Raw genomic sequence first — 12,513 nt, 5'->3', positions numbered from 1 at the left:
TATCGCGACTGATCCGGTCAGCCCGCGTTTGCTTCGATCAAGATTTCGGATTCGCGCCGCCGTGCGCCCCGGCCTGGTGACAGGTAGTCGTGGACCACGGTACCCATCCCGAGCGTGAGATCGGCGACGAGGTGCTTGGCTGACAACACTTGAAGAACCGGCAACTCGGCGACGGGAGCAAGTGCATGCGAATACAAGTCCAGTGCGGCTGGTCCCGTCCAAGCACCTTTCACCGCGATGTCTTCGAGGTGATATCGCACCAGCTCGCAGATGCGCGGCGTGCCGTCGACATGTGGGATGATCTTGAGCAGGAAGTTGGGTGCGGCGAGCTTGTTGGCTTCAGCAACAGTGTCGAGGGCACGGTGCTTGTAGCCCATCGTGCCGGTCGCGATGCGGACCGAGCCATAGTGCAGAGTGCCGACGAGCGTATCGATCTCAACCGCGAGTTTCGGTTGGGCGAGCTTCTTGGGAAAGCCCCACAGCTCGCGACCTCCCGCGATCGGCGGATGGTCATTGAGGAACATCTGATGGGTAAAGCTACCGGCCTGGCCTCGATACGACACCGGGATGACCTGTCCGCTTTCGGTGTAGTCGCCGAAACCGGTCGAGTCCGGCATGCGAATGAATTCGTAGTTCACCACAGAGTCGGTTACCTCCAGCGGCTCCGGCACGATCCGGCGGAGCGCTTCGGGATCGGTACGGTACTGAATGATGAAGTATTCGCGATTGACGAAGCGGTAGGGACCCGGAGGGAAGGCCGGATTGGTGAGCGGCATCGCGAATGCCGTCGTACGCACGGTGTCCTGTTTCATCGGATCAGATCCTGGTTGAACGCTTTTGATCGGGCCGCGCCCTTCGAGAGAAGCGCGGCCCGATGGTTTCCTACAGCTCGCCGACGTGCTCCGGATCGGCTGACGCCAGCGCCGCGGCGCGCTCGGCGCGTGGCGGGTAGATCCACACCGTGTTGATCTGCTGCTTGGTCTTCTTCGCCTCGTCTCCGACCAGTTTCAGTTTCCGCTCCCAGCCGAGCGTGAAGATCGCGCCCGCCTCTCCGAGATCGAGGCAGGTGGCGTATTCGACTTGGTGATAGGGTTTGGTCGGCAGGCCCAGAAGCTCGGCGGCGGCGTTGTTGCCGGCAAAAGCACCCATGCGCAGCGCGTGCTGGCAGGACATCAGCGCGTAGTTGCCGGCATCATCGCACGCGGCGCGAGCGGCATCGCCGGTAGCAAATACCCCCGCGACGCCTGGCACGCGCAAGTCGCGGTCCACCAGCAGCCGGCCCAGCTTGTCGCGCTCGGCGGGGATCTGTGCGGTCAACGGAGCGGCGCGCATGCCGGCGGCCCATATCACCGTCTCGGTCTCGATGCGTTCGCCGGTGGAGAGCAAGACGCCGGATCCGTCGAGCGATTCGACGCCGGCACCGATCCGGGTCTCGATGCCGAGCTTCTTCAGTGCGTTCTCGATGACGGGGCGGGAATCTGAGCCCATGTCGGGAGCGATCGCCTTGCTGCGATCGACTATCACGACGCGTGGCTTTGCATCCTTGCCGAGGATCGCACGAAGCCGCGCCGGCATTTCGGTCGCCGCCTCGATGCCGGTGAAGCCGCCGCCGGCGACGACGACCGTGTCGCGTCCATTCGCGGCGGGCCGGTCGGCGAGGCTATGCAGATGCTTGTCGAGCTCGATTGCATCGTCGAGCTGGTCGACGCTGAAGCCGTGTTCGGAAAGGCCGGGAACATTCGGGCGGAACAGCCGGCTGCCAGTCGCGACAACCAGCCGATCGTAGCAGAGCTGCTTCTTAGCGCCCTCCGCAGTGACGATACCTACCGCGCGCGACTTGGTGTCAATCGTCTCGGCGCTGCCTTGTACGTAGATGACGTCGATGGCGTTGAGAACCGCCGCAAGAGGTGCGGTCAGGGTTTCGGGTTTGGCTTCATAGAGCCGCGGACGGACCACCAGGGTCGGCTCGGGCGCAACCAGCGCGATCTCGAGCTCCTTGGGCGTGGTGCCCCTGATGTCGCGTAGGCGGGCTGCGGAAAGCGCGGCATACATGCCGGCGAAGCCGGCGCCAATGATGACAAGTCGCATTTGATCTACTCCTCTGGTTTGATTCTCGGACACGCGCGTCACCACCGCCGCTCCCGGATAAGGGAGAGTTTGCCGCGATCAGCGACGGCGCGTAGATGTAAAGCGAAGATTTGCCGGGTGCTTACGGAGCGCCGCAGTCCGGTGTTGGGGTCGTCGAGCGCTCGCATGCTGCGTGACAGTCTCGCGACGCCATGGGCCGGCCGAGCTGAAGCGCGATCGGCTCATTGCTACGCAGCGGCCAGCCGTCGTGGAAGGTGAGGGCTTCGTCTCTGCTGACGACCGACGCCGTAGCACCTGGCGAAATGTCCACTTCCTCGCCCGTTGCCGATGTGAAGCGGACGCTGAGTGACAGTCCATAGACCATCGCTGTCGCGATGACCCTCCGTGGCGGGACGCTCGCAAGGAGGGCGACACAGTGCTTCCAAGCCATTGTTCGTCTCCATCCGTTATCGGTGTTCGATGCCGTACGTCTACCGGATTGCTGCTTTTGCTGCGCCAGAGCGATTGATGCGGTTGCAGAGAGATTGCTGTCAGCGCATGCGCCTGCGCCAATCGCTCGGAGTCTCGCCCGTCAGCTTCCTGAATGCCGCGGTGAACGCGGTTTGGGACGCGTAACCGAGCTCCTTTGCCACCGAGTCGATAGGCGCATCCGACTCCTTGAGCAGGTTCATGGCACGCTCGAGCCGCTGCTGGCGTAGCCAGGCATGAGGCGAAAGACCGGTGCTTTCCTTGAAGGCGCGACAAAAATGGAAACGTGACAGATTGGCATCCGAGGCCAGTGCCGCCAGAGAGACGTCAGCGTCGCTGTCCGAACGCAATCGTTCGATCGCGCGTCGCAGAGCATGGGGTGCCAGTCCGCCCGAGATCGGTGCGAAGACGGTTGGTACGCCCGAGTGCTCAGCCAGGATGCGCGTCGCAAGGAGATCAGTCAGTCGCTGCCTGAACAGGGCGTCCAGCACGGCATTGCCCTCCAAGGCATCGGCCGCACTCATCAGCAAACCGGATGTGACGAGGTCGGGATGCCCGGTGCGCTCTAGAAGATCTCCGGGAGCTGGCGCCTCGGCTTCGCGGGCAATGCGTTCAAGCGTCGTATGCGGAAGATACAGTTGGACGACATCGACGGGTCCGGGAATATCCCATCTCGCGCTTGAGCCCGCGGGAATGATGGTCATAACTCCGGAGCGCGCCGTTCCAACCGCGACCGATTTCCCGGTGCGTCGCTCCAGGCGCTGAACGCCTGTGGGGTAAGCCATGATGACATGGTCGGTCATGGGCTCGACAACGTCGTGCAGAGCCCCGTGCTTCCAATGTGCGATGCCGCCATTGGATGGGTCCGAGGCAATCTGGAGCGGGGTGGTCTTGAGGATGCGGGCCATCTCCGCATCCGCAGGCCGTCTGTCGACGGCCGGCGAGGTGCCCGGGCGCGCGGTTGGTTCGGCAAGCAGAGCTCCCAAAGGATCGTGCGTGACCGGTTTGTTCATGGAGCTGTCCTCGCAGCCGGAAGGCACTTCGCTGTCCAAAGCGATTGTTGCTAGCGCATCTTCCGCCGCCAATCGCTGGGCGTTTCGCCGCTCAATCGCCTGAACGCTGCGGCGAAAGCCGTTTGCGAAGCATAGCCAAGCTCTGCTGCCACCATGGCGATCGATGCGTCGGTGTCGCGAAGCATGTTCATGGCCTGCTGGAGCCGGTGTTGGCGCAGCCAACCGTGGGGTGAAAGCCCAGTGCTCTCCTTGAACGCGCGACAAAAATGGGAGCGCGACAGGCCGGCATCGGAGGCGAGGGCGTCGAGCGAGACGTCCGTGTCGCTGTCCGAGCGCAAGCGTTCGATGGCGCGGCCCAGGACCTTCGGCGCAAGCCCGCCGACGATCGGCTGGAATGTCGTTGGCGAGCCGGTGTGCGCAGCCAGGAGGCGCATGGCCAAGAGGTCTATGAGCTGATGTCTGAACAGATTATCCAGGGCGCCATTGTTCTCCAGGGCGGTCACCGTGCTCAGGAGCAATCGGGAAGTAATGGGATCCGGGTGCGCCGTCCGCTCCAGGAGATCGGTCAGTGTGCCGGTTACCGCTTCGTCGGCAACGCGCTTCAGCGTCGCGTGCGGCAGATAGAGTTGAACGACGTCGACGGGCTTCGGAATATCCCATCGGGAGCTTGATCCCTCGGGAATGAGGATCACGACCCCGCGACGAAACGTGCCCGTCGCAACCGACCTTCCTGACCGCCGCTCCATGTGCTGCGTCGTGCCATTATAAGCCATGATAACGTGGTGGCTCATGGGCTCTACGATGTCGTGCAGTGGCTCATGTTTCCAGTGGGCGATCCCCGCGCCGGAGGCGTCCAACGCCATGCGAAACGGTGTGGTGTGGAGCACGCGCGCCATCTCTGCATCGGCGGTACGCCGCCCCGCAGTCGCCGGTTGGTCCCGGCTCCGCTCGGAAACGGTCACTGGATTTTCAAGCGCAGAATCGTGGGAGATCGGTTCGCTCATTGGAGGTGCTCGCTTCAGGGGCGTCACACTTGCGCCGCCAGGCGTGATCGCGGAACGGCGTGAAGCCATCGCTTCTTGTGGGCCGTACTGATGCGCCAGACGCCGTGGCCGGTGGGCGCGTGTTCTAAGCTCGGACAACGACGGGGTCTTTCCCAAATCGGCGCTGGCTTTCCCGATTCTGCTCAATGCGCCCATGTTCGAGATTTCGTGATCAGCTGCGGCAGACGTGTTGCCAGATCGACGAACGGCCAAGAGCCGCGACCAAGCGCGAATATCAATGAAATCGCTTCCGAAAATCGCCTTGTGACAGTTGAGACAGCCGGTCCTTGCAGTCGCGATGCAGGCCGCCGTCGACCTAGACGACCGCACTCGAATACCGGATACTGCGTGTCAAATTCCGGCGGCGAAACAAGGACAAGCTGCCGGTCGAAACTCCACGAACGGGTCGATCAATGGCGTACGCAAGCACCTTCGGACAGAGGGTCAGGCAGCAGATGCATCTGAGGGATGCGCCGCCTTCCTTGATCACGCGTTCACGGCGGGGGATCGAACTCGCGGTCACCGAAACCCGGAATGATAACCCCGTGCCAGGCCGTTCCGGCTCGGTGGCCGATGAGGCCTATTTCGTCAGCTTGAAGCTTCACAACTACCCGGATTGCGAGCTCTGGGACCGCGGCAAGTGTTTCGCGAAGGTCGATGTCAAAGCCGGTACGACATATCTGTACGACCTCAGGAGCGATCCGGGATTTATCATCGACAAGCCGTTCCACTCCCTGCATTTCTATCTTCCGCGTTCGGCACTTGATGGGTTCGCCCGCGAATCCCGGGCGCCCCGCATCGGCGATCTCGCCTGTCAGTTCGGCGTCGGCCACGAGGACGAGATCATGCGCCATATCGGCGCCTCGATGATGGAAGCGCTGCGCCGGCCGGCCGAGGCCAATCAGCTCTTTATCGATCATATGATGCTCGCGTTCACTGCGCATATTGCCCAGACCTATGGCGGATGGCAGCGCACCACCGAATCGGCCCGCGGCGGCCTTGCCCCATGGCAGGTGAAGCGATCCTGCGAGAGGCTCGACTCCGATCTCGGCGGACAGTTTTCACTGCAACAGGTCGCGACCGAACTTGGTCTGTCGGTCAGCCATTTCTCGCGGGCATTTCGTATCTCCACCGGGCTACCGCCGCACCAATGGCTGCTGCGCCAGCGCGTGAAGGCGGCCAAGCAATTGATGAGCGTGCGCGACCTGCCACTCTCCGAGATTGCGATATCGGCCGGGTTCGCCAACCAGAGCCATTTTACAAAGGTGTTCTCGGCGCAGGTCGGCGTGAGCCCGGCGGCATGGCGCCGGGAAGCGCTTGGGATCCGGGACGGCGAGGCGTGATCGGCTGATCAACGGCGCCGAGCCAGGGGGATTGCGTAGGTCGCGCGGCGAGCTGCAAAGATCTCGTCCGGCGGATGGCCGATGCCCTCGGCCAGGTTTGCCGGGTCGAATACAGTCGCGTCGCACGTCTCGTTCGCTTCAAGTGCAGTGACAACGATCGTTCCGAGCCGCACGGCTTCGCGGCTGTCCTCATCGGGCCATCGGATCGTGACGTCGAGCGCAGGGTCATCGGGCCGCCCGAGCAGTGCCATCAGGCTGAACCGGATATCGCTCGTCGCGATCCGTTTTTGGAGATCGGCCTCGAGGGCGTCCGTCGACATCGGATTGCCCTCACGTTCAGGCCGCGCAGTGCCGCCGCCGACAGGAGCAACCTTGAATTTGATCATCTGCCTCTCGCCGCGCACATTGATCGCCGGGAAAGCGTGGACCGCCCAGTAGGTCGTGTCGGCGAAGCTCGGGGGCAGCGGATGGGCGGCGATGTAGTCGGCCTGGTGCCGCGTTTCGGGATTGGCAGCGGAGAATGCCTTGATTTTCGCCGGATCCGGCCTCCCGCTCCCTCGCGGCGTCCGCACTTCGAGGAACGCCAGCATCTGGTCGAGCGTCCTCGCATAATGAACCGGGGCGCTTTGCGTAAGAATTTGCGAGCAATGATCAGCGTCTCCGAGTCTGAAGCTGAAGCCGCGCAGGACGAGATTGCCGCCCTCCGATCGGTTGAGCTTGCCGTCAACAGAGAAGCGCGCAAGCACGCGTGATGGCCTTGTGAAGCTCCGGGATCTGGTGACCTCGTCGGCTCGATCCGAGGGGATGTAGGTTCCCCGGACGCAGAGTCCCGCGGCAAAGCACGCGCGTGCCGAGGAGGTCCCGGTGATGGCTCTCATCGCGCCGACGATCGACGCATGCTTGACGGCTTGGGACCGGATCATGGCGATTTATCCGATCGACTTGCTAAAGTGGCCATGCGCGGCAATTTTTCTGGTGCAGAAAGACGGTCGGCTGGGAGCGCTTCCGCCGCAAGTTCCTGCAAAAGAGCGGAACGCTGTCCCCGGTCGTGATCGAGACCGTGGGATTGTGCGCATTGACCGGCGGCGCCGTGATCTTCTGTCCTGCCTCGATTGTCGAAGCAAAGCGAACCGCCGCTGAAAGGGCGCACATGAAGGTTGTTCTGAGGACTCTAGGCCGCGACGCGAGTGTCGCAGATTGGCTGACCAGAATGTTCCAAACCATCACTTGTCTCCCCGCTCGTTGATTGGCGTCGACACATGGATGGTAGTCAGCGGGCGCGGCGCTGCCCCAGAGGGATTGATCCCATTGCAGAGTGATTGCGGTCAGATGAGAGGGACGGAGAGTTTGCGCTTGATCGCCAGATGGTAGGTGCTGCCCCCGGCATCCGCTCGACTTGCCAGATCGGTATCTTTCGCGATTCTTGCCGATGCCTAGGCTTTCACGGAGGCAAATCTTCTCGCCGAACAAGACGTCGCTGATAGGGCGTCGAGCAAACGGGGTGAGCTGGCCGGCCCTTGAGCTTTCATACCCGTCGTGTCACCGAGAGGGTCAAGGCGCGCGGTGAATTCACACCGCATCTGCCGGCACAAAACAGCTGATGATGATGTTGCCGCGGTGATGCACGTACCACACCACGGCCTGACCGATCGGATTGCCGCGATCGCGGATCACGGCCCGCTCGGGTACTGCCATCCACTGCCCTTCGATTGGAACCCAATAAGCGCCGGCACGAAAATCATAATCGGTGCGATGTCCGTCGGCGATGTCGCAGCAGGGCACGCCATTCGGTGCCGTCACGGCCTTGAACCACGCGCGGATGTCAGGCGCAACGTTGTCGTATTGCCCGTTGTCGAAAGCCAGCGCCGTGCCGGTCAACGTGGAGACGATCGCCAGTAGAGCTACCTCCGCGAGCCGCCGCATCCGATCCTCCGCCAGATGTCTTCGTTTTCTCACCCACCATTCGTGAGCACGATTCGACGTTCGCCCGATTAAGCCCGAGGTTTGCCGGGGTTGCACGCTCAAAAATTGAGCGTTCCGTGACACTGCCAATGATGCGGCGCAAAATCGGCGATTCGTTTCGCCCTGGATCGGCGGCTTTCGGACTACGGCAGTCTTGCCGATGGGGAGCGATGCTTCGCTAAAGGATGCGCTTTACTGACTGCGCCGGTTTGCACGGGTTGCGATCGCGGCCGCCGCGGTGCGGTTTTCGACGCCGAGCTTGGAATAGATCTGCTCGAGATGCTTGTCGACGGTGCGGGGGCTCAATCCCAAAATCTGCGCGATGTCGCGGTTGGTTTTGCCCTTGGAGAGCCAGGACAGCACCTCGCCCTCCCGCGTGGTGAGGCCGAGCTCGCTGGCGAATTCGGCGGGCATGTCGCCGCTGGTGTCCTTGGCCAGCCGCAGCAGGAATTCGTTGGGACCGAGCTTGCCCATGAATTGCAGCCGCAGTTGCTCATTGCCGGGGAACGCAGCCATGGTCGCGGTTTTCGCCGCCGCTTTGCCCTTCTGCACCTGATCGAGCCATTGCGGCATCGGTTCGGGCAGGGTGAAGCCTCCGGTGTCGGCGAGCCTGTCTGACAGCAGCTTCTGCGCCTGCGGTGTCGCCCACAGCAGCTTGCCCGTGCTGTTTACCGCGAGCAGATAGCGCCCGGAAACGTCCAGGGCGGCGCGCGCGCTCTGCGTCATCCGCGCGTTGGCAAGGTGGACGCGGATCCGCGCCAGCATTTCCTCGATCACGATCGGTTTCGTCACGTAGTCGACGCCGCCGGCTTCAAGTCCGCGCACGATATGCTCGGTCTCGGCCAGCCCCGTCATGAAGATGATCGGCACGCCGTCCAGGCCGGCACCGCGCTTCAACCGCTGGCAGGTCTCGAAACCGTCCATGCCGGGCATCACCGCATCGAGCAGCACGATGTCGGGCGTGATCTGGTCGACGATCCGCATCGCAGAAGAGCCGTCGAGCGCGACCATGACCGTCATGCCGGCGCTGTCGAGCGCATCGGTCAGGAGCCGCAAGGTCTCGGGCGAATCGTCGACGACCAGGGCGACGTCGCGCTTCTTGGGATCTGCGATCTTGGGATCAGTGATCATAGCCGTGCAAGGTTTTCAGCGTCGCCATGTACTGGTCGAGATCGAAGCGATCGACCAACGCGCGCATATGGGTGACGAAATCGGCGTGTTCCGGCAGCTCCGTGCCGATCTCGTCGAGCTTGAGCTGGATCGCCCTGACGAAGCCGAGCCGACCAAGTCCGATCAGTTCCTCGACATATTTCTCCGGCGGCCACGAGCCGCTCTCCGGCTTCCACAGCGGCACCGGTGCCCGGTCGGCCTCGTACTGCCATTCGAGCTTGAGCAATTGGCCGATGGTCTCCAGCAGCCGCGGGATGTCGATCGGCTTCATCAGATAGCCGTCATGGAACGGCTGCGCCAGCGGCGCACCGTGCGCTTCCAGCGCGCTCGCCGACACCATCAGGATGCGCGCGCTGTGATGACCCTTGGCGCGCAGGGTTTCCGCCACGGTCCAGCCGTCCATGCCGGCCATGGAGATGTCGAGCAGGAACAGATCGGGCCGGCAGTGTTGCGCCAACGCGAGGCAGCCGGCCCCATCGGGCGCGCTGAGCAGGATGAAGCCGAGCGGCGCCAGCACCTCGCGCAGGAGATCGCGATGGGTCGGATCGTCGTCGGTGATCAGGATGGTCTTGCGCGGGCCGAGATAGCCGTGGATCGGGGCCTCCACCGGGGCGTCGCGCCGGGGGTTCGTCACTTCGGAAAGCAGGAGTTTGACGCGGAAGGTCGCGCCGGCGCCGACCGTGCTCGTCACCTTGATGTCGCCGCCCATCACACCTGCGAGCAGGCGGCTGATGGTCAATCCGAGGCCGGTGCCGGTTTGCGGCTGCGCCACGCCGAGCGCGCCGCGTTCGAAAGGTGCGAAAATGCGTTCCAGATCGTCCGGCTGGATGCCGGGTCCGGTATCGACGACCTCGAACTCCGCAACCGGGCTGCGATAATGCACGACGAACTTCACGCTGCCTGTTTGCGTGAATTTGATCGCGTTGGACAGCAGGTTAATCAGGATCTGCCGCAGCCTCTTTTCATCCGCATAGACCACAACCGGCAGCACCGCCGGCCGCTTGAACACGAAGTCGATGCCCTTGGCGGCGGCCTGAAGGCGGAACATGCCGACGAGCTGATCGAGGAAGTCGTTGAGGCGCACCTCGTCGCGCGAGAGATAGAGCCGTCCCGCTTCGATCTTGGAGATGTCCAGGATTCCGTCGATCAGGCCCGAGAGATGATCGGCGCTGCGACGGACCACGCGGACCTGGTCGCGAGGCCGCGCCTGCAAGCTGTTGTCCTGCTCGAGGAGTTGCGCGTAGCCGGAGATCGCATTCAGCGGCGAGCGTAGCTCGTGGCTGAGGCCGACCACATAGCGGCTCTTGGCGAGGTTGGCGGATTCTGCGACCTCCTTGGCACGCTGCAATTCGGCATCGGTACGCTTGTGCGCGTCGATCTCCTGGATCAGCAACGCGGTCTGCCGCCGTGTCTCTTCCTCAGCGGCGCGCCTGCTCTGCTGCGCCAGCACGAACAGCCAGACGACCACGCCGATGATGATAATCAGTGCGAAGAACACCTTCCACAGCACATCAGCCAGCAATGCGTCGGCGTGTAGGGTGGCCGAGGTCTGCAGGTAAATCAGCCCCAGCGTCAGCCCGACCAGGCCGGCCGAGACGGCGAACACGCCGATGTATTGGCCGAACTGCGAGTTGATCCGCGCATATATCGTTTCGGGCAGCAACTTGCCGAGCGCCCCCGATATCTGCGCACCGGCCCGTGCGTGCGGCTTGCAGAGATCATGGCAGCGGGCGTCGAGCGAGCAGCACAGCGAGCAGATCGGCCCGGCGTAGGCGGGGCAGGACGCCATGTCCTCCGGCTCGAACGAATGCTCGCAGATGCAGCACCGGATCGCCTCGACGTTCTGCCAGCTCCGCTTCGGCTTGCGAGCGATGTAGTATTTGCCGTCGGTTGCCCATGCGATCAGGGGCGCTGAAACGAAGGCGGCGACGAGCGCCACGAAGGCCGACAGAGCCTTCGCGCTCGGACCAAACAATCCGTAGAACGCCGAGATCGAGACGATGGTCGCGATCGTCATGGCGCCTACGCCGACCGGATTGATGTCGTAGAGATGCGCGCGCTTGAACTCGATCTGCGCCGGGCGCAAACCGAGTGGCTTGTTGATGACGAGATCGGCGACCAGCGCACCGACCCAGGCGATCGCGACGTTGGAATACAGTGCGAGCGTCTGCTCAAGCGCCTTGTAAACACCGATCTCCATCAGCAGCAGCGCCACGATGACGTTGAAGACCAGCCAGACCACGCGGCCGGGATGGCTATGGGTCAGGCGCGAGAAGAAGTTCGACCAGGCGATCGAGCCGGCATAGGCGTTGGTGACGTTGATCTTGACTTGCGACAGGATCACGAACGTGCCGGTCAGCGCCAGTGCGAGTTCGGGTTGCGACAGCACATAGCGAAACGCTTCGAGATACATGTTGGCCGGCTCGGCCGCCTGTTCGAGGCCGACGCCATGGCTCAGAGCGAAGTAGGCGAGGAACGAGCCGAGCAGGAGTTTCAGCGCTCCGAACATGATCCAGCCTGGACCGGCGCAGAGTAGCGCAATCCACCATGACGTCTTCGACGTGCGGCGGTCGCGCGGCAGGAAGCGCAGGAAGTCGACCTGTTCGCCGATCTGCGCGACCAGCGAGAACACCACCGAGGCGGCAGTGCCGAACAGCAGCAGATCAACATGGCCGTTGGGATCGCCGTGGTCGCCCGCAAATCCCCGCCACTCCGCGAAGGAATGCGGATTGGCCCAGGCGATCGCCGCGAACGGGAGCAGATGCAGGATCACCCACAGCGGTTGCGTCCACAGCTGGAATCGGCTGATCAGCGTGATGCCGTAGATCACCAGCGGGATGATGACGATGGCGCCGATGAGATAGCCGAGCGGGCGGGGAATGCCGAAGCACATCTCGAGCGCGGCGGCCAGGATCACGGCCTCGAAGGCGAAGAAGATGAAGGTGAAGGAGGCGTAGATCAGCGAGGTGATTGTCGAGCCGATATAGCCGAAGCCGGCGCCACGGGTCAGCAGATCGATGTCGATGCCGCATTTTGCGGCATAATAGGCAATCGGCAGGCCGCACAGGAAGATGATGACGCTGACGACCAGAATTGCTGCTGTCGCGTTGCTGGCGCCGTAGTTCAGCGTGATGGTGCCGCCGATCGCTTCCAGCGCCAGGAACGAGATTGCGCCGAGGGCGGTGTTGGCGACGCGGGCGGCGGACCAGCGCCGTGCGCTTTTGGCGGTAAAGCGCAGCGCATAGTCTTCCAGCGTCTGGTTGGCGACCCATTGATTGTATTGTCGCCTGACGCGGTCAATCCGCTGCCGCCCTGCCACTTGCGCAAAACTCCTGACCCGGTTGCCGGCGTTGATCGTCAGCAAAGTCCGTACCAAAAACCTACGTCGCTATTTTGCGGTGCAGTATACGCAATCCCACGTATCTG

The 12,513-nt window shown here is 63.0% G+C and carries 10 protein-coding genes; 2 read left to right on the top strand and 8 right to left on the bottom strand.

Annotated elements, in window-relative coordinates; all coding sequences use genetic code 11:
- Positions 1–17: 17 nt before the first annotated feature.
- The 4 genes from ACVW16_RS08645 to ACVW16_RS08630 all read right to left on the bottom strand — a co-directional run bounded on the left by ACVW16_RS08645 (position 18) and on the right by ACVW16_RS08630 (position 4,573).
- Complete coding sequence (locus tag ACVW16_RS08645; protein WP_456704889.1) at positions 18–812, bottom strand: acetoacetate decarboxylase; 795 nt, start codon at positions 810–812, stop codon at positions 18–20.
- A gap of 70 nt (positions 813–882) precedes the next feature.
- The gene (locus ACVW16_RS08640) at positions 883–2,088 is read right to left on the bottom strand and encodes an NAD(P)/FAD-dependent oxidoreductase (protein WP_456735906.1); all 1,206 of its coding nucleotides are present in this window, start codon (positions 2,086–2,088) and stop codon (positions 883–885) included.
- Between the two features lie 530 nt (positions 2,089–2,618).
- Complete coding sequence (locus ACVW16_RS08635) at positions 2,619–3,569, bottom strand: helix-turn-helix domain-containing protein (protein ID WP_456704887.1); 951 nt, start codon at positions 3,567–3,569, stop codon at positions 2,619–2,621.
- A 50-nt stretch (positions 3,570–3,619) separates the two neighbouring features.
- Positions 3,620–4,573, bottom strand: coding sequence for a helix-turn-helix transcriptional regulator (locus ACVW16_RS08630; RefSeq protein ID WP_456735905.1), 954 nt, complete (start codon positions 4,571–4,573; stop codon positions 3,620–3,622).
- Positions 4,574–5,025: 452 nt separating this feature from the next.
- On the opposite strand from ACVW16_RS08630, the gene ACVW16_RS08625 reads away from it, so the two are divergent.
- On the top strand, positions 5,026–5,955 hold the full coding sequence (locus tag ACVW16_RS08625; RefSeq protein WP_456735904.1) for a helix-turn-helix domain-containing protein: 930 nt from the start codon (positions 5,026–5,028) through the stop codon (positions 5,953–5,955).
- A gap of 8 nt (positions 5,956–5,963) precedes the next feature.
- On the opposite strand, the gene ACVW16_RS08620 is transcribed toward ACVW16_RS08625, so the two are convergent.
- Complete coding sequence (locus ACVW16_RS08620) at positions 5,964–6,833, bottom strand: catalase (RefSeq protein WP_456738204.1); 870 nt, start codon at positions 6,831–6,833, stop codon at positions 5,964–5,966.
- Here ACVW16_RS08620 and ACVW16_RS08615 point away from each other — a divergent pair.
- Positions 6,823–7,095: a hypothetical protein gene (locus ACVW16_RS08615; protein WP_456738337.1), complete on the top strand. Its 273-nt coding sequence runs from the start codon at positions 6,823–6,825 to the stop codon at positions 7,093–7,095. The genes ACVW16_RS08620 and ACVW16_RS08615 overlap by 11 nt on opposite strands.
- A 429-nt stretch (positions 7,096–7,524) precedes the next feature.
- Here ACVW16_RS08615 and ACVW16_RS08610 read toward each other — a convergent pair whose 3' ends face one another.
- The 3 genes from ACVW16_RS08610 to ACVW16_RS08600 form a co-directional block, all read right to left on the bottom strand.
- On the bottom strand, positions 7,525–7,878 hold the full coding sequence (locus tag ACVW16_RS08610; RefSeq protein WP_456738778.1) for a hypothetical protein: 354 nt from the start codon (positions 7,876–7,878) through the stop codon (positions 7,525–7,527).
- A 231-nt stretch (positions 7,879–8,109) separates the two neighbouring features.
- Positions 8,110–9,048: a response regulator gene (locus ACVW16_RS08605; RefSeq protein WP_456735902.1), complete on the bottom strand. Its 939-nt coding sequence runs from the start codon at positions 9,046–9,048 to the stop codon at positions 8,110–8,112.
- Positions 9,038–12,406: a hybrid sensor histidine kinase/response regulator gene (locus tag ACVW16_RS08600; protein WP_456802339.1), complete on the bottom strand. Its 3,369-nt coding sequence runs from the start codon at positions 12,404–12,406 to the stop codon at positions 9,038–9,040. The genes ACVW16_RS08605 and ACVW16_RS08600 overlap by 11 nt, the downstream gene beginning before the upstream one ends.
- Positions 12,407–12,513: the final 107 nt, after the last annotated feature.

The sequence above is a fragment of the Bradyrhizobium sp. USDA 4474 genome (assembly GCF_054057515.1).
Note: the sequence above shows the minus strand (reverse complement) of the source record. Positions and strands in the feature narration are given on the sequence as shown.